We start from the raw sequence: 20,570 nt of genomic DNA on the forward strand, positions 1-20,570 counted from the left end.
AGGTTGTCAGCCATGACACCTGCACCCCCTCGCGTCCTGACCATCGCCGGCTCCGACAGCGGTGGTGGCGCCGGCATCCAGGCCGACCTCAAGGCGATGCTCGCGCTCGGCGTGCACGGCATGAGCGTGATCACCGCCGTCACGGCGCAGAACTCGCTCGGGGTGCAGGGCTACTGGGAGCTGCCCGCCGAGGCCGTCCGGGCGCAGTACCGCAGCGTGGTGGACGACATCGGGGTGCAGGCCGTGAAGACCGGCATGCTCGCCTCGATCGAACTGGTGGAGACCGTCTCGGAGCTGCTCACCGGCGTCGGCGCCCCGGTGGTGGTCGACCCGGTCGGGGTCTCCAAGCACGGGGACGCGCTGCTCGCCGCCGAGGCGGTGGCCACCCTGCGCGAGCGGCTGCTGCCGGTGGCCACCCTGGCCACGCCCAACCTGCACGAGGTGACGCAGCTCACCGGCCTGACCGTCGCCGGGGAGCGGGACATGCGGCCCGCCGCCGAGGCGATGCTCGCGCTCGGCCCGCGCTGGGCCCTGATCAAGGGCGGCCACCTGGAGGGCGAGGCCGCCGACCTGCTGCTCGGCCCGGACGGCGTCGAGCACTGGTACCGCGCTCCGCGCCACGACAACCGCCACACCCACGGCACCGGCTGCACCCTGGCCAGCTCGATCGCCGCCGAGCTCGCCAAGGGCGCCGAGGTGCCCGAGGCGGTGGCCGCCGCCAAGGCCTACGTCACCGGCGCCATCGCGGCCGGCTTCGCCCTCGGCGCGGGCATCGGCCCGGTCGACCACGGCTGGCGCACCCGCTGACGGGCCCGCGCCGGACGCACTCGCGCCGGACGCACTGTGGCGGCGGCACCCGGGAGGGTGCCGCCGCCACAGTGTCCGGACAAACGAATAACCGACCCACCCGAGGGTGAATCGGTTACCCGGAGGACCGGCTTACCGGTCTGCGCGTCAGCGCGAGACCTTACCGGCCTTGATGCACGAGGTGCAGACGTTGAGCCGCTTCGGCGTACGCCCGATCACAGCGCGCACCGTCTGGATGTTGGGGTTCCAACGACGACGGGTACGGCGGTGCGAGTGGGAGATGTTGTTGCCGAAGCCCGGCCCCTTGCCGCAGACGTCGCAGTTGGCAGCCACAGGAGTCACTCCAAGACTTCAGAATCATTTACGTTCGAAAACCCCGGCTGAGACGCTCTGCCCACTCACGTGGACCGAATCGACTCAAGGGGTGAGCCTGGACTGTTCCAGGCAACCGGGAGAGCATACAACGCCGACTCCGGTTCAACGAAACTACCATGGTTCGGCCCATGATCGTCCCCTCCGGTCCTCCTGCCAGCGACGTTCCCCCCGTCCCCCGATAACCTGCCACCATCACCCCCCGCCGCCGCGCCTCCCCGCGTCCAGGTGGCGTTCACCCGGAGGAGACCTGGTGCTGGACACGATCGACGCCTCGACCGTCCGCACCTGGTGCCGGCTCGCGCTCGCCGCGCTGGGGCAGGCCCGGGAGGAGATCGACGCGCTGAACGTCTACCCGGTGCCGGACGGGGACACCGGGACCAACCTCTACCTGACGCTCGAATCGGCCGCCGTCGCGGTGGAGGAGCAGTACGCGGGGGAGGGGGAGCCCGGGCTCGCGGCCGTGGTCGGCGCGATGGCGCGCGGGGCGTTGATCGGGGCCCGGGGCAACTCCGGGGTGATCCTGGCGCAGCTGCTGCGCGGGATGGCCGAGGAGCTGAGCCTGGGTGGTGAGCCCGAGCGGCTGCGGGCCGCCCTGCTGCGGGCCGCCGACTCCGCGTACCAGGCCGTGGCCGAGCCGGTGGAGGGCACGCTGCTCACCGTGGCGGCCGCCGCCGCCCAGGCCGCCGCCGTCGGCGACGGGCTGGCCGACACCGCCGACACCGCCTACCGGGCCGCCCGCCGGGCGCTCCAGCAGACGCCCGATCAGCTGGACGTGCTGGCCGAGGCCGGGGTGGTGGACGCGGGCGGCCGCGGCCTGGTGGCCATCCTCGGGGCGCTGGCCGACGCCGTCTCCGGGCAGACCCCGATGGGCCCGCTCGCGCTGCGCCAGGAGCTCGGGCTGAGCCTGGTCGACCTGCCGGGCTGCGAGGGGCACGAGCGCCCGCCCGGCCTGGGCCACCCCGCCTTCGAGGTGATCTACCTGCTGGACGCCCCGGACGAGGCGCTGCCCGCGCTGCGCGGCAGGCTGGCCGGGCTCGGCGACTCGCTGGTGATCGGCGGCGGGGACGGGCTGTGGAACGTGCACGTCCACGTGGACGACGCGGGCGCCGCCGTCGAGGCCGGCGTGGAGGCCGGGCGGCCCTACCAGATCCGGATCACCCACTTCGCCGAGGCAGCCGCCCGGGCGGGGGAGCGGGCCGGGGCCGAGCCGCAGGGGCGGGCCGTGCTCAGCGTGGTCTCCGGCAGCGGCCTGGCCGAGCTCTGCGAGCAGGCCGGCGCCGCCGTGCTGCTCGCCGACCCGGACCGCCCCCCGGCCAGCGCCGAGCTGGCCGAGGCGCTGCGCCGCTGCGCCGCCCGCGAGGTGGTGCTGCTGCTCAACGACCCCGAGCTGCGGGCCGCCGCCGGGGCCGCCGCCGACCAGCTGCGCGAGGAGGGCGTGCGGATCGCCGTGCTGCCCACCCGCTCGCCCGTCCAGGGGCTGGCCGCGCTGGCCGTGCACGAGAACTCCCGCCGCTTCGACGAGGACGTGGTCGCGATGACCTCCGCCGCCGGGGCCACCCGCTACGCCGAGCTGGCCGTCGCCGAGGGGGAGTCCTGGACGATGGCCGGGGTCTGCCAGGCCGGCGACGTGCTCGGCCTGATCGACGGGGACGTGGCCGTGATCGGCGCCGACCTCCTGGAGACCGGCAGCACCGTGCTCGCCCGGATGCTCGCGGCCGGCGGCGAACTGGTCACCCTCGTCCTCGGCGCGGGCGCCCCCGCCACCCTGGCCGACCAGCTGGTGGCGCACGCCCGACGCCAGCGCCCCGAGGTCGACACCGTGGTCTTCGCGGGCGGCCAGGAGGCGGCTCCGCTGCTCATCGGGGTGGAGTAGCCGCGGCTCGTCAGCGCCGTGGTGTCCAATAGGGCTTGATGTCTGCCCTGGACGAACCCCTGACCAAGCTCGTCGGCGACCGCACCGCGAAGGTGCTGGCCGACAGCCTCAAGCTGCGCACGGTCGGCGACCTGCTGCACCACTACCCACGGCGGTACGTGGAGCGCGGCCAGCTCACCAGCCTGGACGACCTGGAGGTCGACGAGCACGTCACCGTGCTCGCCCGGATCGAGAAGGTCACCCTGATCCCGTTCAAGGCCCGCAAGGGTGACCGGCTGGAGGTGGTGGTCACCGACGGGCGCGGCCGGCTCAGCCTGGTCTTCTTCAACCAGGGCTGGCGGCAGAAGGAGCTGCGGCCCGGCGCCCAGGGCCTCTTCGCCGGCAAGGTGGGCGTCTTCAACCGCAGCCGCCAACTCGCCTCGCCCGATTACCAGTTGATCGACGAGGAGGAGGGCGGCGGAGCCGCCGAGCAGTTCGCCGGCCGGCTCATCCCGGTCTACCCGGCCAGCGCCCAGCTGCCCAGCTGGAAGCTCTCGCTCTGCGTCGAGACGGCCCTCACCAAGCACCTCGGCGACCTGCGCGACCCGCTGCCCGAGGAGCTGCGCACCCGGCACGACCTGATCCCGCTGGCCGAGGCCGTCGAGCTGATCCACCGCCCGCGCAGCCAGGCCGACCGCGAGCGCGCCCAGGAGCGCCTGCGCTGGGACGAGGCCTTCGTGCTCCAGACGGCGCTGGCCCAGCGCCGGGCCGAGGACGGCGCCCGCCCGGCCTTCGCCCGCAAGGGCGTGGCCGACGGCCTGCTGGACGCCTTCGACGCCCGGTTGCCGTTCACCCTCACCGAGGGGCAGCAGAAGGTGTGCGGCGAGATCTTCGCCGAGCTGGCCACCGAGCACCCGATGCACCGGCTGCTCCAGGGCGAGGTCGGCTCTGGCAAGACCTTGGTCGCGCTGCGGGCCATGCTGCGCACGGTGGACAGCGGCGGCCAGGCCGTGCTGCTCGCGCCCACCGAGGTGCTCGCCCAGCAGCACCACCGCTCGATCGTCGAGATGATGGGCGATCTGGCCGAGGGCGGCTCGCTCTTCGGCTCCGAGATCGGCACCAAGGTGGTGCTGCTGACCGGCTCGATGGGCGTGCCCGCGCGGCGGCAGGCGATGCTCGACATGGCCAGCGGCGACGCCGGGCTGGCGATCGGCACCCACGCGCTGATCGAGGACAAGGTGCAGTTCCAGGACCTCGGCCTGGTGGTGGTGGACGAGCAGCACCGCTTCGGCGTGGAGCAGCGCGACGCCCTCCGGGCCAAGGGCGAGCAGCCCCCGCACCTGCTGGTGATGACGGCCACGCCGATCCCGCGCACCGTGGCGATGACGGTCTTCGGCGATCTGGAGACCTCGGTGCTCGACCAGCTCCCGGCCGGGCGCTCGCCGATCTCCACCCATGTGGTGCCGGCCCTGGAGAAGCCCAACTTCCTGGCCCGGGCCTGGGAGCGGGTCCGCGAGGAGGTCGGCAAGGGCCACCAGGCGTACGTGGTCTGCCCCCGGATCGGGGACGAGCCGGAGGACGGCAAGAAGAAGCGCAAGGCCACCCCGGACGACCCCGAGGACCTCGGCGCCGGCAGCGACGAGAAGCGGCCGCCGCTCTCGGTGGTGGAGACGGCCGAGAAGCTGGTCAAGGGCCCGCTGGCCGGGCTGCGGGTGGAGATCCTGCACGGGCGGCTGGCGCCGGAGGCCAAGGACGAGGTGATGCGGCGGTTCTCGGCGGGCGAGGTGGACGTGCTGGTCGCCACCACGGTGATCGAGGTCGGCGTCAACGTGCCGAACTCCACCGTCATGGTGATCATGGACGCCGACCGGTTCGGCGTCTCCCAACTGCACCAGCTCCGCGGCCGGGTCGGCCGCGGCTCGGCGGCCGGCCTCTGCCTGCTGGTCAGCGAGATGCCGGCCGGCTCCTCGGCCCGGGCCCGGCTGGACGCGGTGGCCGCCACCCTGGACGGCTTCGAGCTCTCCCGGATCGACCTCGAACAGCGCCGCGAGGGCGACGTGCTGGGCCAGGCCCAGTCCGGGGTGAAGTCCTCGCTCAAGGTGCTCTCCGTCCTGGAGGACGAGGAGATCATCGCCACCGCCCGCGAGGAGGCCACCCGCCTGGTCGCCGCCGACCCGACCCTGGCCGCCCACCCTGCCCTCCGCGAGACCCTGGCGGGGCTGCTGGACGAGGACCGCGCAGCCTTCCTCGACAAGGGATAGACCCGCCCCTCCAGGGGCGCGGGGAACTGCGCGAGATCGGAAGAAGCGCGCCTTCAAGATCGCAGAGATGCCCAGTTGCACCGTCAACGGATAGTGCAAGTGGGCATCTGCGTAAGACAGCGGCAGCGTGCATGGCTGGCCGCGCCGTTCCCCGCGCCCCTGGTGGTGCCCTTGGTTGTCAGTGCCGGACGAGAGAATGTAAGTGTTCAGGGCGGTCCTCAAGGGCCGTTCCTGGCGCGACACTTGGGGGTCCTGCCATGGCATTTCGTCATCTCAACGAGCTCCCGCTCGGCGACAAGGTCTTCCGGATCGAGCTCGCCAGCGAGGACGACCGCGAAATCACCCTCACCCTGACCGGCTGGCGGGAGGGCGCTTCCGCCAGCCCGCTCGCGAGCGGCAAGCTCCGCCTTCCGGTGGAGGACGTCGCCTCGCTCCGGATCGCGCTCAACCGGGCGCTGCGCGCCCTGGCGATCGTGGCCGACGTCTCCGAGCCGATCCCGGACCGGGACGTGCTCCGTGAGCTGTACCCCGGGCACGGCGCGCCGTGGGTGCCGCAGCACGAGGAGGAGCTGGTCCGCCGCTTCCACGAGAACGAGACCGTCGCCCGGATAGCCGCCCGCTTCGGCCGCACGCCCGACTCCGTCCGCACCAAGCTCCGCGAGCTGGGCCACGACCCCCGCCGTCCGGAGTACTGCCCGCCCGACGGCTGCCTCTCCTGGTCGCGGTACGCCTCCCCGGCCCTGCTCGGAGCGGCCGCCGCCGAGTGACCGCTGCACCTCAGGAGCCCCGCCGGGAGATCCCGGCGGGGCTCCGCCCGTATAGCGTGGGAGGCCAGCCCGACCCCTCCGACCCCAAGGATTGGCCCGCTCATGACCCGCGTGATCGCCGGCACGGCCGGTGGCCGCCGCCTCGCCGTGCCGCCCGGCCGCAGCACCCGCCCGACCTCGGACAAGGCCCGGGAGGCGATGTTCTCCACGCTGGAGTCGCTGCGCGGCACGATCCACGGGGTCCGGATGCTCGATCTGTTCGGCGGGTCGGGGGCGGTCGGCCTGGAGGCGCTCAGCCGGGGCGCCGAGCACGTGCTGCTGGTGGAGGCCGACGCGAGCGCCGCCAAGGTGATCCGGGAGAACGTGAAGACCCTGGGCCTGCCCGGCGCCGAGGTGCGGGCCGACAAGGCCGAGCGGGTGGTCGCGGGGGCGCCGCCGCAGGCTCCGTACGACCTGGTCTTCCTGGACCCCCCGTACGTGGTGCCGGACGACACGCTGCGGGAGATGCTGATCACACTCCGCTCTGGGGGCTGGATCACGGAGGACGCACTCGTCACCGTGGAACGCAGCACCAGGGGCGGAGAGTTCGGCTGGCCGGAGGGCTTCGAGGGCTTGCGTTCGCGCAAGTACGGCGAGGGCACCCTCTGGTACGGTCGCGCCGCCGTCGAGGTCGATCAACACTCGTAGCACCGCACCCCTCAAGGGAGTCCCCAGATGCGCCGCGCCGTCTGCCCCGGGTCCTTCGACCCGATCACCAACGGCCACCTCGACATCATCGAGCGTGCGTCCAAGCTCTACGACGTGGTCCACGTCGCCGTGCTGATCAACAAGAACAAGCAGGGGATGTTCACGATCGAGGAGCGGATCGCGCTCATCGAGGAGACCACCGCGAAGCTGGGCAACATCGTGGTGGAGTCGCACGCGGGCCTGCTGGTGGACTTCTGCCGGGACCGCGGCATCCCGGCGATCATCAAGGGCCTGCGGGCGGTCAGCGACTTCGACTACGAGCTGCAGATGGCCCAGATGAACCACGGGCTGACCGGGGTGGAGACGCTCTTCGTGCCGACCTCGCCGACGTACAGCTTCCTCTCCTCCAGCCTGGTGAAGGAGGTCGCCTCGTACGGCGGCGATGTCTCCCACCTGCTGCCGGAACTGGTGCACCGTCGGCTGGTCGAGCGGATCGCCGAACGCCGGGGCTGAGCGGGTTTCGAGCTGCGGGGGCAGTGGCCGTACAGTCTGTACTCCTGCCCGACGATGTCAGGTCGTCGGGTGCCTGCCTCCGCCGCACCTCGGCGGCACACGGAAAGACCGAGACGCCCGTGGACGTGCAGAACAGACTGGACGCGATCGTCGCAGCGGTGGAGAACGCCCGCTCGATGCCGATGTCGGCCTCCTGTGTGGTGAACCGGGCCGAGTTGGTGGGCCTGCTCCAGTCACTCCGGGAGGCCCTGCCCGCCGAGCTCGCCCACGCCCAGTCGGTGATGGCCGACCACGAGCAGGTGGTGGCGGACGCCCAGGCCCAGGCCGACCAGATCATCCAGGGCGCGCACTCCGAGCGCGGTTCGCTGATCTCCGACACCGAGGTCGTCCGCCGGGCCCAGGCCGAGGCCGACCGGATCCTGGCCGAGGCCCGCGCCGAGGTGGAGACCAAGCGCGCCGAGGCCGACGACTACGTGGACAGCAAGCTGGCCAACTTCGAGGTCGTGCTCACCAAGACGCTCGGCGCCGTCGGCCGCGGCCGCACCAAGCTGCGCGGCGACGCGAGCGTCTTCGAGCAGGAGGGCTTCGAGGGCGACGGCGAGGAGTTCCAGCAGTCGTACCGTAGCCCGAGCCCCGAGGTGGACGAGTACGTCGACGTGAAGCTCGCCACCCTGGAGGCGGTGCTCGGCAAGACGCTGGAGGCTGTCGGCAAGGGCCGCGACAAGCTGCTCGGCAAGGCCCCGATCGACGAGCTGGGCGCCTACCTGGCCGCCGCCGACCAGGCCCAGCAGCTCAAGGACCGCGCCGAGGCGGTGGCCGCCGGCTTCGCCGACGGCGGCGAGGAGCAGCCCTGGTACCGCGAGGAGCTGCCCCCGCAGCCCGCCGCCGTCCCGCAGCAGCAGACCTGGCCCGAGCAGACCCCGGCCGCGGCCGGCTGGCAGGCCCCCGGCGAGGAGGCGTACGGCGCCCCGCAGTACGCCGGCCAGCAGCAGCCCTACGGCGACCCGTACGCGGCCCAGCAGGCCGACCCGTACGCCAACGCCTACGGCGGCTACCCGCAGGGCTACCAGCAGCAGCCGGACCCGTACGCCTACCAGCAGCCGCCGGGCTACCCCGAGCAGCAGCCCTACGCCGACCCCTACGGCTATCAGCAGGCGCCCCAGCAGCCCGCCCAGCCGCCGCAGGCCGGGCTGGACGAGACCAGCTTCTTCGACACCAGCATGATCGACATGACCAGGCTGCGGGAGCTCGGCGGCCGCTGAGCTCCGGGCCGGGCCGAGCGAAGTTGGGCCTGGCTGGACTCTCGGGTAGTCTGGCCCCTCCGGCCTCCGCATGCTGGCACGTCCGCGTGCACAGATCGAGCCACGGACGACGAGCTTCTCCCTCCGAAAGTGCAGGACACCTTGAACCGCCTCGACCACCGCGACCCGCTCGTGTTCGACACGCATGAGCTCGGCCGTCGCCCGGGTTCGATGCGCAAGGTCTCCCGCGCCGTGGAGGCCCCCGAGGGCTTCGGGATCGAAGACGTCATCGGCGTGCCGGAGAAGAGCGAGATCAAGCTGGAGCTCCGGCTGGAGTCCGTGATCGAGGGCGTCCTCGTGACCGGCACCGCCGAGGCCCGGGTCGAGGGCGAGTGCGTGCGCTGCCTGGAGCCGGTCGACGACGAGATCGACGTCGAGTTCCAGGAGCTGTACTACTACGCCGAGGCCGTCGAGCGCGCCCGCGCCACGGCCGAGGAGCTCGACGAGGATCTCGACGAGGATGAGACTTACCGACTCGAGGGCGATTTCTTCGACCTCGAGCCGGTGCTGCGTGACGCGGTGGTGCTCGCACTGCCGCTGCAGCCGGTGTGCCAGGAAGACTGCCTGGGTCTGTGCTCCGAGTGCGGGGCACGCCTGAGCGACGACCCGGACCACCACCACGACGCCGCCGACCCCCGGTGGGCGGCTCTGCAGGGACTCTCCGCCGCCCCCGGCGACGAGGGTGACGGGATCAAGAACAGCGGTACCCGTGAGGGTCTCGCCGAGAACCAGGAGAAGTAGCCGTGGCTGTTCCGAAGCGGAAGATGTCGCGCAGCAACACGCGCCACCGCCGTAGCAACTGGAAGGCCGTCGTTCCGGCCCTCGTGGCGTGCGACCGCTGCCACGAGCCGAAGCTCGGCCACATCGCGTGCCCGAGCTGCGGCACGTACAACCGTCGCCAGGTCCTCTCGGTCTGATCGGCGGGGTGTACGGATCGATGTCGGATAGCAACTCAACCCGCAAGTCCGCTCCCACCGGGGGCAAGGCCGGCGGTCCGGCTTCGACCGAATACGACGTCCTGGAAGGGCGCCTCGGGTTCACGCTCGAGCGCGCCCTTCTGGTACGTGCACTGACTCATCGCAGCTACGCCTACGAGAACGGCGGACTGCCCACCAACGAGCGCCTGGAGTTCCTCGGCGACTCGGTGCTCGGGCTGGTCGTGACCGACACCCTCTACCGCATCCACCCGGACGTGGCCGAGGGCACGCTGGCCAAGCTGCGCGCCGCGGTGGTCAACTCCCGCGCGCTCGCCGAGGTGGGCCGCAGCCTGGAGCTGGGCGCGTTCATCCGCCTGGGCAAGGGCGAGGAGGGCACCGGTGGCCGCGACAAGTCCTCGATCCTCGCGGACACCGTCGAGGCCGTGATCGGCGCGATCTACCTGGACCAGGGCCTGGCCTCCGCCACGGAGTTCGTCCACCGCCTGTTCGACCCGCTGATTGAGGAGTCCTCTCAGCTGGGCGCGGGCCTGGACTGGAAGACCAGCCTCCAGGAGCTCACCGCCTCCGTGGGCATCGGCGTCCCCGAGTACGTGGTCACCGAATCCGGCCCCGACCACGAGAAGAGCTTCGCCGCCGCCGCCCGCGTCGCGGGTCAGGACTACGGTCACGGCGCAGGCCGCTCGAAGAAGGAAGCCGAGCAGAAGGCCGCCGAGAGCGCCTGGCGCGCGATCAAGGCCAAGTACGCCGAGATCGCCGGCCAGCCCAAGACCTCGGGCTGACCCCCGGTGCCGGAGCTCCCCGAAGTCGAGGTCGTCCGGCGCGGTCTGGCCCGCTGGGTGGCGGGCCGCACCGTGGCCGAAGCACAGGTGCTGCACCCCCGCAGCGTCCGCCGCCAGCCCGGCGGCGCGGCCGACTTCACCGCCCGGATCGCCGGCGCGACGCTGGGCGAGGCCCAGCGTCGCGGCAAGTACCTCTGGGTGCCGCTCGACTCCGGCCTGGCCATGGTCGGCCACCTCGGCATGAGCGGCCAACTCCTCGTCCAGGACCCGGTGACCCCCGACGAGACCCACCTGCGGGTCCGGCTCCGCTTCACCGACGCCGGCCGCGAGCTCCGCTTCGTCGACCAGCGCACCTTCGGCGGCCTGGCCGTCGAGGAGGCCGACGAGGCCGCCGTCCCGCTCTCGATCGCCCACATCGCCCTGGACCCGCTGGACCCCCGCTTCGACGACGCCGCCTTCGTGGCCGCGATCCGCGCCAAGCGCACCACCGTCAAGCGGGCCCTGCTCGACCAGACCCTGATCAGCGGCGTCGGCAACATCTACGCGGACGAAGCCCTCTGGCGCACCCGCCTCCACTACGACCGCCCCACCACGGCCCTCACCCGTCCCAAGGCCGCCGAACTCCTCGCCCACGCCCGCGAGGTCATGACGGCCGCCCTGGCCGTCGGCGGCACCAGCTTCGACAGCCTCTACGTCAACGTGAACGGCGAGAGCGGCTACTTCTCCCGCGACCTCGACGCCTACGGGCGGGAGGGCGAGCCCTGCCGCCGCTGCGGCACGGCGATCCGCCGGGCCCCGTGGATGAACCGCAGCAGCTATTTCTGCCCCCGCTGCCAACGCTGACCCCAGGGGCGCGGGGAACGGCGCGGCCGACCCTGCACTCTGCGGCTGTCTTACGCGCTGAACCAGGTGCACTATCCGCGATCGGGGTGCAACTGGTTCTCTGCTTCAGGCGCTCTGACCGTTGCTTCCGACCTCGCGCAGTTCCCCGCGCCCCTCTCCTTCCGATCCGAAGTAGGCGACGCCAACGGCACTCACGACTGCCAGGACGAAGCCCAGCGTGCCCATCCAGGCCAGGCCGGATCGTGTGGAGTCGCCGAGCCAGAGGACGCCGACCGCTCCCGGGACGACCGTCTCGCCGACCACCAGGGCGGCGGTGGCGCCGTTGACCGAGCCGAGTTGGAGGGCGACGGTGTGGAGGTACATGCCGCCGATGCCGCCGACCAGGATCGCGTAGAGGGCCGGGTCACTGAGCAGCCGGGCCAGGTCGAAGGGCTCGACGCCGTCGAGGATCCGGACGCCGATGCCCAGGGCGCCGAAGCCGAGGCCGGAGAGCAGACCGGCCACGATCGCCCCGCTCGATCCCATCCGCCGCACCAGCAGGCTGCCGCCGGCGATCAGGAGGACCGAGACGGCCAGCAGCCACCAGTGGACGGACATCGCGGCGTGGTGCCCGCCCTCGGGGCCGGCCGCCACGGCCAGCATCACCAGGGCGCCGCAGAGGATGCCGATCGAGGCCCACTCGAGCTGCTTCAGCCGCAGGCCGAGCAGCTTGATGCTGAGCACGGCGGTGATCACCAGGTTGGCGCTGATGATGGTCTGGGAGAGGAAGAGCGGCAGCAGCCGCGCGGCCAGCGCACCGAGTAGGAAGCCCACCAGGTCGAGCACCGTGCCGAGGATGAACTCCCAGGTCACCACGGCCTTGGCGGTGGAGCTGAGGCTGGGCCCGCCGTGCTCGGTCACGCCCGATTCGCGGCCGGCCGCCGCCGCTGCGGCGGCCTCCTCGCGGGCCGACCGCCGGGAGCCGAGCGCCTGGAGCACCGAGCCGGTGCCGTAGCAGGTGGACGCCGCGACGGCGGTGACGAGGCCGATGATCACCCGGTGACTCCGAACTGTGTGCACGCGGCCCAGAGCGCCGCAAGGCTGACCGGCCCACCCTATGCCCGCCGAAGGGCGGGGAGATCAACCGCCGGGAGGAGCTTGCCCCCGGGCACCCGGAGGGGTCGGACCAGCCCGGAGGCTGCCGCGGACGTACGGGCTGGCCAGGTACGGTCTCCCTCATGAGAACTGTCTTCCGCCGCCCCACGGCGGCCCGGCCCGCTGCGCTGCTGGCGGCGCTGCTCGGGCTGCTCCTCCTGCTGGCTTCCCCCGCCTCGGCGGCGGGAGGTGTGGACGAGGCGTCCAAGGCGCTGAAGAAGAGCCAGGTCTACGTCGACCCGGCGATGACCTCGCGGTTCTCCCAGGCCCAGGCCGACGCGCTGGCCAAGCGGATCGAGGACGCCGACAAGCCGGTCTTCATCGCCGTGCTGCCCTCCGGCCCGCAGTACCCCCCGAAGACCGTGGCCGCCGACCTGCGGGCCAAGACCGGCATCACCGGTCTGTACGGCATCTGGCTGGGCGACCAGTTCAAGGCCTTCGCCGACCGCCAGGTGGTCTCGCCGAACGCCGCCACCAACATGGCCGGCTCCGCCTTCCGTTCGCACCCGGGCGACATCGGCGCGACCCTGGACGACTTCGTCGGCCAGGCCACCAAGATCGCCAAGGGCAAGGGCGTCTCCGGCGGCGGGTTCAGCGCCGCGCTGATCATCGTCCCGGTGGTCATCCTGGCGCTGGCCGGCGGCGGCGTATTCCTGCTCTTCCGCCGTGCCAAGAAGCGCCGCGAGGAGAAGGCCCGGGCCGAGCTCACCCAGCTGCGCACCGTGGTCGACGAGGACATCACCGCCTTCGGCGAGGAGCTGGACCGGCTGGACTTCCAGCCCGGCGCGGCGAGCGCGGACGACGCTCAGCGTGCCGACTACAGCAAGGCGCTGGAGTCTTACGAGCAGGCCAAGCAGGCCATGGACGCGGCCAAGCAGCCCACCGACGTCACCGCGGTGACCGAGGCGCTGGCCGAGGGCCGCTACGCCCTGGCCGCCCTGGACGCCCGCCGCAACGGCCGGGCGCTGCCGGAGCGCCGTCCGGCCTGCTTCTTCGACCCGCGCCACGGCATCTCCGTCCGCGACACCCAGTGGGCCCCGGCCGGCGGTGCGCCGCGCACCGTCCCGGCCTGCCAGGCCGACCTGGACCGGCTGGCGCTGGGCGCCGACCCGGAGATCCGCACGGTGCAGACCGAGCACGGCCGCGAGCCGTACTGGAACGCCGGCCCGGCCTACAGCCCGTGGGCGGGCGGCTACTTCGGCGGCGGCATGCTGCCGGCCCTGCTGGTCGGCACCGCCCTCGGCTCCGTCCTCTCCGGCCCGAGCATGGCCTACGCGGCTCCGGCGGGCTTCCAGGGCGGCGGCTATGACCCGAGCGTGGAGGGCGGCGACGAGACCGGCGCCGACTTCATCACCTCCGACTTCGGTGCCTTCGACGGCGGCGACTTCGGCGGTGGCGGGGACAGCGACTTCGGCAGCTTCTGATCCCGCCGAGCCCCAGGGCCGTGCCACCGCTCCGGTGGCGCGGCCCTCGCGCGTTCAGTCCAGCAGGGCGGCGGGGTAGGTCTCCAGGCGGTCGGTGAGCAGCTCCGGGGTCAGGTCGGTGCGGCCGACCTCGCGCCAGGGCACCGCGACCTTCTCGGCGTCCGGGGCGTAGGCCAGGGCGTCGAGCAGCCGCCAGTAGCGGTGGTCGGCCGGGTCGGGGGCGAGTGCGCCGCCGGCCGCCGTGTAATGGGCGGCGAAGGAGAGCCCGGCGGGCACGCCGGGCAGCAGGGTCATCAGCAGCGAGGTGTGCTCGCAGTGCTCGCCGGTCGGGTCGAGGGCCACCAGCTCGGCGGCGGGCACCTCGGTGGGCCCGAGCAGCCGCAGGATCCCGGCCTCCCGGCCGAGCATCGCGGGGGCGTGCTCCAGGTAGAACGGCTTGCTGAACGAACGGAGCACGAGTACCCGCCGCCCGCCTGGCCCCCGCACCGTGATCCGCCGCATGTCCGAGCTCCAGCCGCCCCGCAGCCGCTCGACCGTCTCGATCTCCTCGCCCCCGGCGAGCTGCCCGCGCACCCAGGCCCTGGTCTGTTCGAAGGTCATGAGCCGGAGGCTAGCCAGCGCCGGTGCGCCGGTGCGGCCCGATTCCGACCGGCGGGGAGCTCAGGGGCGTTGTTAGGGTCGGGGGATGCACGCTCATGATCCGCTCCAGCCGACCCGCGTCACCGCCTGGGTGCGCGGCCGCGTCCAGCAGGTCGGCTTCCGCTGGTGGACTCGGGCCCGGGCGTTGGAGATCGGCCTCACCGGGTACGCGAGCAATCTGGGCGACGGCCGGGTCCAGGTGGTGGCCGAGGGCGCCCACGCGGACTGCGAGCGGCTGCTGGCCCTGCTGCGCGGCCCGGGTACCCCCGGCAGCGTCTCGGGCGTCACCGAGATCTGGACGGCCACGGGCGAGGGGTACGAGGGCTTCGCGATCCGTTGAGGGCCCCGATACCGCACAACTGTCGGGCCGTCAGCATCCGTACCGCTACAGGGTGGCGCAAGCCGGGCACTGGCGGAGTAGGGTTGCCTTCCGGACGGAGTCGTGGTTGACTCCGCAGCGAGCAGTGATCGACTGTGGCCCTCCGCCCACCCGACGGCGTGTGTTCCCCCGCCGTGCAGGTGACAGGCGCGCGGTAGCGTGCGGTGATCGTGTTGACCCGTAGGGTCTTTGGTGAGACGCTGAAAGCCCGCGCACCAATCTGCGTTTCCCCGGCAGGGGCATGTCGTCGTGGGCCCAGCTCACCTCGGCTTTCCCACTGTGCCCAGCCAGCACAGCCGGCGCGTAGACGGGTGCGTGCCCCCCTTCCCCCTAGACCCATACCGCACCGGTTCGGTCACTCAGCGTGGAGGACCATTCATCATGGCAAAGGCGCTTCTCGGGTACGTCGGCGGCCCCGACCCGCGAATGCTCACCGAGGTGCGACGGCTTCAGCAGCGCGTCCAGGACCTGGAATCCGAGCTCATTCGGATGCAGGCCGAGAACGACGCTCTCACCGCTGTCGCCGACGAGCACTCGCTGCTCAGCAGCATCGACCTGGATCAGCGCGAGCCCGCACTCACCTGATCCGATCCTCATCGATCGACGCTGCTGCGTGGAGAGTCCCCGTACGAGTACGTCAGGTACGGGACGTAGCTTGAGAGGGACGCCCGGGTGGCGTCCCTTCGTCGTTCCCCCCGTCACCCGTGCCTTTTGCAGGGGAGGATGCCCCGCTGCGGCGTGGTGAAACCGCTGCGCGACGGCTTGCCGTCGGCCGCTCCGGATACAGTCGCCCACGGACCACCTGTGAGGCGAGGGAGAGCGGCGCATGCACCTGAAGAGTCTGACGCTGCGCGGCTTCAAGTCCTTCGCCTCGGCGACGACGCTGCGCTTCGAGCCGGGCATCACCTGCGTGGTCGGGCCCAACGGCTCGGGCAAGTCGAACGTGGTGGACGGGCTCTCCTGGGTGATGGGCGAGCAGGGCGCCAAATCGCTGCGCGGCGGCAAGATGGAGGATGTCATCTTCGCCGGGGCCGGCGGCCGGGCGCCGCTCGGCCGGGCCGAGGTCAGCCTTACCATCGACAACACCGACGGCGCGCTGCCCATCGACTACGCCGAGGTGACGATCACCCGGACGATGTTCCGCAACGGCGGCAGCGAGTACGCGCTCAACGGCGAGACCTGCCGCCTGCTCGACATCCAGGAGCTGCTCTCCGACTCCGGCATCGGCCGGGAGATGCACGTCATCGTCGGCCAAGGCCAGCTGGACTCCGTGCTGCACGCCGACCCGATGGGCCGCCGGGCCTTCATCGAGGAGGCCGCCGGGGTGCTCAAGCACCGCAAGCGCAAGGAGAAGGCGCTGCGGAAGCTGGACTCGATGGCGGCCAACCTCAACCGCGTCCAGGACCTGGTGGCCGAGCTGCGGCGCCAGCTCGGCCCGCTCGGGCGGCAGGCGAAGATCGCCCGGCGGGCGGCCGGCATCCAGGCCGAGCTGCGGGACGCCCGGCTGCGGCTGCTCGCCGACGACCTGCTCACCCTGCGCTCGGCCGTGGAGGCCGAGATCGCCGACGAGCTGGCCCTGCGGCTGCGCCGCACCACGGTGGAGCAGGAGCTCACGGCGGCCCAGCAGCGCGAGGCCGTGCTGGAGGCCCAGGTGGCGCAGCTGGGGCCGCAGCTGGAGGCCGCCCGGCAGACCTGGTACCGGCTCTCGGCGCTGGTGGAGCGGGCCAGGGGCACCATCGGGCTGGCCGAGGCGCGGGTGCGGCACGCCACCAGCGGGGTGCAGGGCGAGGAGCGGCGCGGCCGGGATCCGGAGGAGCTGGAGCGCGAGGCCGAGGCCGTCCGCGAGCAGGAGGCCGCCCTGGCCGAGGCCCTGGAGCAGGCCCAGGAGGCGCTGGCCGAGGCCGTGGAGCGGCGCACCGAGCTGGAGCGCGAGCTGGCGGTGGAGGAGACCCGGCTGCGGCAGGCCGCCCGGGCGCTGGCCGACCAGCGCGAGGGCCTGGCCCGGCTGCAGGGGCAGGCCGGAGCGGCCCGGTCGCGGGCCGCCGCCGCGGAGGCCGAGATCGGGCGGCTGGTGGAGGCCCGGGAGGAGGCTGCCCGGCGGGCCGAGGCGGCGGAGGCGGAGTACCGGGAGCTGGAGGGCGAGGTCGCGGGGGCGGCTGGTGCTTCGGTCGAGGAGCTGGCGGCCGCGTACGAGCAGGTGAAGGGCGAATTGGCAGCGGCCGAGGTGGAGTTGGCTTCGGCTCGGGAGGCGGCCGGGGCCGCCGAGCGGGAGCGGGCCGCGCTGACGGCCCGGCACGAGGCCTTGGCGCTCGGGCTGCGGCGCAAGGACGGCAGTGGGGCGCTGCTGGCGGCCGGCGACGCGGGTGCGGCGGGGGAGCGGCTGGCGGGGGTGCTGGGCCCGGCGGCCCGGCTGCTCACCGTGGCGCCGGGTTACGAGGCCGCGCTCGCGGCGGCGTTGGGCGCGGCGGCGGACGCGGTGGTGGTGGACGGGGTGGGCAGCGCGGTGGCCGCGCTGCGGCTGCTGCAGAAGGAGGACGCCGGGCGGGCGGCACTGCTGATCGCCGGTGGGGCGGGGGATGAGGGAGCGCCGGCTTCGGTCGAAGGGCTCACCGGGGCGGCTGAGTTGGTGAGTGGGCCGGTGGAGCTGATGCCGGTGGTGCGCGGGTTGCTGGCGCGCACCGTGGTGGTGGAGGGGCTGGACGAGGCGCGGGAACTCGTCTGCGGCAGGCCGGAGTTGACGGCCGTCACGCGCAGTGGCGAGCTGCTCGGGAGCGGGTTCGCGCAGGGTGGGGCGGCCGGGGCGCCGAGCCTGCTGGAGACCGAGGCGGCGGTGGCCGAGGCGGTCGGGCGGATCGCCGAACTCGACACGGTCTGCGCGGAGTCGGCCGCCGATCTGGCGGCGGCCGGGGAGCGGCGGCGGGAGCTCGCGGGGGAGCGGGAGCGCCTCGGTGCGCAGCGGCGGGCGGCCGAGCAGGAGCGGGCCAAGGCGGCCGGGGCGCTCGGGCGGCTCGGTGGCCAGGCGCGGGCGGCGGCGGGGGAGGTCGAGCGGCTGGCGCAGGCCGTGCAGCGGGCCGAGGAGGGCCTGGCCACGGCCCTCGCGGCGGCCGAGGAGCTGGCCGAACGGCTCGCGGTGGCCGAGGAGTTGGCCGAGAGCGGCGAGGAGGAGCCGGACGCGGGCCAGCGGGACGAGCTGGCCGCCGCCGGGTCCGAGGCGCGGCAGGGCGAGGTGGAGGCCAGACTGGCCGTCCGCACCCACGAGGAGCGGGTCCGTTCGCTGGCCGGGCGGGCCGATCAGCTGACCCGGGCGGCCCGGGCCGAGCGGGAGACCAGGGCCCGGGCGGCCGAGCGGCGGGCGCGGGCGGCCCGGGACGCGGCGGTGGCCACGGCCGTGGCGGCCGGGGCGAGGCAGCTGCTGGCCCGGTTGGAGCTGTCACTGGGCGCCGCCGAGGCCGAGCGGGCCGAGGTGGAGCAGCAGCGCACCGAGCGCGAGACGCAGCTCAGGGCCGGCCGCGAGCTGGGCCGGGAGCTCAAGGCGGAGCTGGACAAGCTGGTGGACGCCGGCCACCGGGACGAGGTGCTTCGGGCCGAGAAGCGGCTGCGGATCGAGCAGTTGGAGGCCAAGGCGCTGGAGGACTTCGGCCTGGCCGGCGGCGACCTGCTCGCCGCCTTCGGCCCGGACCAGCCGGTGCCCGCCCCGCTCCCCGAGGAGGGCGCGCCGGAGGGCCGGGAGCCGGGCGCGCCCCGCCCGTACGTCCGGGCCGAGCAGGAGCGGCGGCTGAAGGCGGCCGAGAAGGCGTACCAGCAGCTGGGCAAGGTCAACCCGCTGGCGCTGGAGGAGTTCGCGGCGCTGGAGGAGCGGCACCAGTTCCTCGGCGAGCAGCTGGACGACCTCAAGCGGAGCCGGCGCGATCTGCTGGAGATCGTCAAGGACGTGGACGCCCGGGTGGAGCAGCTCTTCACCTCGGCGTACCAGGACACGGCAGCCCAGTTCGAGGGCGTCTTCTCCCGGCTCTTCCCGGGCGGGGAGGGCCGGCTGGTGCTGACCGACCCGGAGAACATGCTGACCACCGGGGTGGAGGTGGAGGCCCGGCCGCCGGGCAAGAAGGTCAAGCGGCTCTCGCTGCTCTCCGGCGGCGAGCGCTCGCTGACGGCGGTGGCCCTGCTGGTCTCGATCTTCAAGGCCCGGCCGAGCCCGTTCTACGTGATGGACGAGGTCGAGGCCGCGCTGGACGAGACCAACCTCCGGCGGCTGATCGCGATCATGGAGGAGCTGCGGGAGAGCTCCCAGCTGATCGTGATCACCCACCAGAAGCTGACCATGGAGTGCGCCGACGCCCTCTACGGCGTGACCATGAAGGGCGACGGCATCTCGCAGGTGATCAGCCAGCGGCTGCGGAGCTGAGCCCGCGCTCGGCCTCGCGCTCCTCGGTTTTGGGGGCGGTGGGCTGCGCCTGGGGCAGCACCGCGTGGAGCGCCGCGCCGACCAGGATGGTGACCACCCAGGCCAGGCCGTTCTGCCCGATCCAGGTGTCGGCCCAGGGGCCGGCGAACCAGACGTCGGTGGGGCTCATCGCGGCCCGGGTGAACATCAGGCCGGTGCCGATCGCGACCGTCCAGGCCGTCAGCGCCTGCCAGCAGACCCCGCCCCGGTACCAGTAGGCGCTGCTCGGGGTGGTGTCGAGCAGGGCGGCCTCGTCGTAGCGGGTGCGGCCCTGGCGGTGGCGGCGCCACATGTCGACGCCGAAGACGCCGATCCAGGCCGAGAAGGAGACGGCCAGGATGGTCAGGAAGGTGATGAAGGCGCCGTAGAAGCTCTTCGCGACCAGCATCAGCAGCACGCCGCCGACCAGGCTGATCGCCGCGTTGATGCTGACCGCCCAGGCTCGGGGCAGTCGGACGCCCATGGTCTGCGCGGTGAAGCCGGCCGAGTACATCGAGAGGCTGTTGATCAGCACCATGCCGACCAGGGCGATCAGCAGGTACGGCACCGCCAGCCAGAGCGGCAGCAGCTCGCCGATGAAGGAGACCGGGTCGGCCGCGGTGGCCAGGTCGGGGGCGCCCACCGCCATCACCGCGCCCATCAGCACCAGCGGCACGACCACCACGCCGGCCCCGCCGACCGCGGTGCCCACGATGCCGCGGTCGCGGGTGGAGCGCGGCAGGTAGCGGGCGAAGTCCGCGCCGGAGGGCGCCCAGCTGAGCCCGCCGGCCGCGATGGTGCCGACGCCCGCGATCACCATCGCGGTCGTGCCGGCCGGGCGGCTGAAGACGGCCGACCAGTCGACGGTGGCCACCAGGTAGCCGAGCACCAGCACGCTGAACAGCGCGAACAGGTACGCCGCCCAGCGGTTGCACCAGAGCAGCGCGCTGCGGCCCAGGCCGCTGACCAGGAAGGTGGTGCCGACGAACAGCACCAGGGTGACGACGATCAGCGGGGTGCCCGCCTTGATGCCGAAGACCAGGTCGAGCACCGAGAGCAGCGCGTACGCGCCGGTGACGGCGTTCACCGTCTCCCAGCCGAACCGGGCCACCCAGGTGACCGCCCCCGGCACCAGATTGCCCCGCACCCCGAACACCGCCCGGGAGAGCGTCATCGCCGGGGAGCCGCCCCACTTGCCCGCGATGGTGAGCAGCCCCACGATGCCGAACCCGACCACGGCCGCCGCCACCGCGACCAGCGCCGCCTGCCAGAGCGCGAGCCCGTTGGCGACGATCAGCCCGGCGCCCATGGTGAGCAGCAGCACACTGATGTTGGCGGCGAACCAGGTGTGGAAGAGCTCACGGACCCTGCCGTGGCGTTCGGAATCGGGGACGGGCTCGATGCCACGGGTCTCGACGGCAGGCTTCTGTTCCATGCGACATCACGCTACT

At 73.1% G+C, this 20,570-nt stretch carries 19 protein-coding genes; 15 read left to right on the forward strand and 4 right to left on the reverse strand.

Going from position 1 to position 20,570, the window contains the following annotated elements:
* Positions 1-12: 12 nt before the first annotated feature.
* Entirely contained in the window at positions 13-807 is a 795-nt protein-coding gene (gene thiD, locus CFP65_RS25835) for a bifunctional hydroxymethylpyrimidine kinase/phosphomethylpyrimidine kinase (protein ID WP_104818441.1), read from the forward strand.
* A gap of 147 nt (positions 808-954) precedes the next feature.
* Here thiD and rpmB read toward each other — a convergent pair whose 3' ends face one another.
* Positions 955-1,140: a 50S ribosomal protein L28 gene (gene rpmB, locus CFP65_RS25840; RefSeq protein WP_035846000.1), complete on the reverse strand. Its 186-nt coding sequence runs from the start codon at positions 1,138-1,140 to the stop codon at positions 955-957.
* A 292-nt stretch (positions 1,141-1,432) separates the two neighbouring features.
* On the opposite strand from rpmB, the gene CFP65_RS25845 reads away from it, so the two are divergent.
* The 10 genes from CFP65_RS25845 to mutM all read left to right on the forward strand — a co-directional run bounded on the left by CFP65_RS25845 (position 1,433) and on the right by mutM (position 11,123).
* A complete protein-coding gene (locus CFP65_RS25845) occupies positions 1,433-3,055 on the forward strand; it encodes a DAK2 domain-containing protein (RefSeq protein WP_104818442.1) in 1,623 nt (540 codons plus the stop codon).
* 38 nt (positions 3,056-3,093) lie between these two features.
* Positions 3,094-5,295: an ATP-dependent DNA helicase RecG gene (gene recG / locus CFP65_RS25850; protein ID WP_104818443.1), complete on the forward strand. Its 2,202-nt coding sequence runs from the start codon at positions 3,094-3,096 to the stop codon at positions 5,293-5,295.
* 257 nt (positions 5,296-5,552) lie between these two features.
* Complete coding sequence (locus CFP65_RS25855) at positions 5,553-6,062, forward strand: hypothetical protein (RefSeq protein ID WP_104818444.1); 510 nt, start codon at positions 5,553-5,555, stop codon at positions 6,060-6,062.
* A 102-nt stretch (positions 6,063-6,164) separates the two neighbouring features.
* A complete protein-coding gene (gene rsmD, locus CFP65_RS25860; protein ID WP_104818445.1) occupies positions 6,165-6,749 on the forward strand; it encodes a 16S rRNA (guanine(966)-N(2))-methyltransferase RsmD in 585 nt (194 codons plus the stop codon).
* Between the two features lie 27 nt (positions 6,750-6,776).
* Complete coding sequence (coaD, locus tag CFP65_RS25865; RefSeq protein WP_104818446.1) at positions 6,777-7,262, forward strand: pantetheine-phosphate adenylyltransferase; 486 nt, start codon at positions 6,777-6,779, stop codon at positions 7,260-7,262.
* Between the two features lie 119 nt (positions 7,263-7,381).
* A complete protein-coding gene (locus CFP65_RS25870; RefSeq protein ID WP_104818447.1) occupies positions 7,382-8,524 on the forward strand; it encodes a cell division initiation protein in 1,143 nt (380 codons plus the stop codon).
* A 141-nt stretch (positions 8,525-8,665) separates the two neighbouring features.
* Positions 8,666-9,304 carry a DUF177 domain-containing protein gene (locus CFP65_RS25875; protein ID WP_104821121.1) on the forward strand — a complete coding sequence of 213 codons (639 nt, stop codon included), beginning with the start codon at positions 8,666-8,668 and terminating at the stop codon, positions 9,302-9,304.
* A 2-nt stretch (positions 9,305-9,306) separates the two neighbouring features.
* Complete coding sequence (gene rpmF, locus CFP65_RS25880) at positions 9,307-9,480, forward strand: 50S ribosomal protein L32 (RefSeq protein WP_030056747.1); 174 nt, start codon at positions 9,307-9,309, stop codon at positions 9,478-9,480.
* A 20-nt stretch (positions 9,481-9,500) separates the two neighbouring features.
* Positions 9,501-10,280, forward strand: a complete 780-nt coding sequence (gene rnc / locus CFP65_RS25885) for a ribonuclease III (protein WP_104818448.1) — start codon at positions 9,501-9,503, stop codon at positions 10,278-10,280.
* Between the two features lie 6 nt (positions 10,281-10,286).
* Complete coding sequence (gene mutM / locus CFP65_RS25890; RefSeq protein ID WP_104818449.1) at positions 10,287-11,123, forward strand: bifunctional DNA-formamidopyrimidine glycosylase/DNA-(apurinic or apyrimidinic site) lyase; 837 nt, start codon at positions 10,287-10,289, stop codon at positions 11,121-11,123.
* A 105-nt stretch (positions 11,124-11,228) separates the two neighbouring features.
* Here the strand turns inward: mutM and CFP65_RS25895 are convergent, their stop codons facing one another.
* Positions 11,229-12,158, reverse strand: coding sequence for a hypothetical protein (locus CFP65_RS25895; protein ID WP_104818450.1), 930 nt, complete (start codon positions 12,156-12,158; stop codon positions 11,229-11,231).
* A 182-nt stretch (positions 12,159-12,340) separates the two neighbouring features.
* Here CFP65_RS25895 and CFP65_RS25900 point away from each other — a divergent pair, with 182 nt between their 5' ends.
* Positions 12,341-13,681, forward strand: a complete 1,341-nt coding sequence (locus tag CFP65_RS25900) for a hypothetical protein (protein WP_104818451.1) — start codon at positions 12,341-12,343, stop codon at positions 13,679-13,681.
* 54 nt (positions 13,682-13,735) lie between these two features.
* On the opposite strand, the gene CFP65_RS25905 is transcribed toward CFP65_RS25900, so the two are convergent.
* Positions 13,736-14,281 (reverse strand): phosphotransferase family protein, encoded by a 546-nt coding sequence (locus CFP65_RS25905; protein ID WP_104818452.1) that lies wholly within the window; start codon positions 14,279-14,281, stop codon positions 13,736-13,738.
* 85 nt (positions 14,282-14,366) lie between these two features.
* Here CFP65_RS25905 and CFP65_RS25910 point away from each other — a divergent pair, with 85 nt between their 5' ends.
* The 3 genes from CFP65_RS25910 to smc all read left to right on the forward strand — a co-directional run bounded on the left by CFP65_RS25910 (position 14,367) and on the right by smc (position 19,101).
* Positions 14,367-14,660 (forward strand): acylphosphatase, encoded by a 294-nt coding sequence (locus CFP65_RS25910; RefSeq protein WP_104818453.1) that lies wholly within the window; start codon positions 14,367-14,369, stop codon positions 14,658-14,660.
* 420 nt (positions 14,661-15,080) lie between these two features.
* Positions 15,081-15,284: a hypothetical protein gene (locus tag CFP65_RS25915; protein WP_104818454.1), complete on the forward strand. Its 204-nt coding sequence runs from the start codon at positions 15,081-15,083 to the stop codon at positions 15,282-15,284.
* Between the two features lie 241 nt (positions 15,285-15,525).
* Complete coding sequence (gene smc, locus CFP65_RS25920) at positions 15,526-19,101, forward strand: chromosome segregation protein SMC (RefSeq protein WP_104818455.1); 3,576 nt, start codon at positions 15,526-15,528, stop codon at positions 19,099-19,101.
* Here smc and CFP65_RS40250 read toward each other — a convergent pair.
* Positions 19,079-20,554, reverse strand: a complete 1,476-nt coding sequence (locus tag CFP65_RS40250) for a cytosine permease (protein WP_104818456.1) — start codon at positions 20,552-20,554, stop codon at positions 19,079-19,081. The genes smc and CFP65_RS40250 overlap by 23 nt on opposite strands.
* Positions 20,555-20,570 lie beyond the last annotated feature (16 nt).

The organism is Kitasatospora sp. MMS16-BH015 (assembly GCF_002943525.1).
In the GTDB taxonomy this organism is placed as follows: Bacteria; Actinomycetota; Actinomycetes; order Streptomycetales; family Streptomycetaceae; genus Kitasatospora.

Coding starts and splice junctions, on each gene's coding strand:
- CFP65_RS25855 (WP_104818444.1), top strand. CDS start 5,553: ATGGCATTTCGTCATCTCAACGAGCTCCCGCTCGGCGACAAGGTCTTC.
- CFP65_RS25900 (WP_104818451.1), top strand. CDS start 12,341: ATGAGAACTGTCTTCCGCCGCCCCACGGCGGCCCGGCCCGCTGCGCTG.
- smc (WP_104818455.1), top strand. CDS start 15,526: ATGCACCTGAAGAGTCTGACGCTGCGCGGCTTCAAGTCCTTCGCCTCG.
- rnc (WP_104818448.1), top strand. CDS start 9,501: ATGTCGGATAGCAACTCAACCCGCAAGTCCGCTCCCACCGGGGGCAAG.
- thiD (WP_104818441.1), top strand. CDS start 13: ATGACACCTGCACCCCCTCGCGTCCTGACCATCGCCGGCTCCGACAGC.
- rsmD (WP_104818445.1), top strand. CDS start 6,165: ATGACCCGCGTGATCGCCGGCACGGCCGGTGGCCGCCGCCTCGCCGTG.
- CFP65_RS25915 (WP_104818454.1), top strand. CDS start 15,081: ATGGCAAAGGCGCTTCTCGGGTACGTCGGCGGCCCCGACCCGCGAATG.
- recG (WP_104818443.1), top strand. CDS start 3,094: ATGTCTGCCCTGGACGAACCCCTGACCAAGCTCGTCGGCGACCGCACC.
- coaD (WP_104818446.1), top strand. CDS start 6,777: ATGCGCCGCGCCGTCTGCCCCGGGTCCTTCGACCCGATCACCAACGGC.
- CFP65_RS25910 (WP_104818453.1), top strand. CDS start 14,367: ATGCACGCTCATGATCCGCTCCAGCCGACCCGCGTCACCGCCTGGGTG.
- CFP65_RS25905 (WP_104818452.1), bottom strand. CDS start 14,281: ATGACCTTCGAACAGACCAGGGCCTGGGTGCGCGGGCAGCTCGCCGGG.
- CFP65_RS40250 (WP_104818456.1), bottom strand. CDS start 20,554: ATGGAACAGAAGCCTGCCGTCGAGACCCGTGGCATCGAGCCCGTCCCC.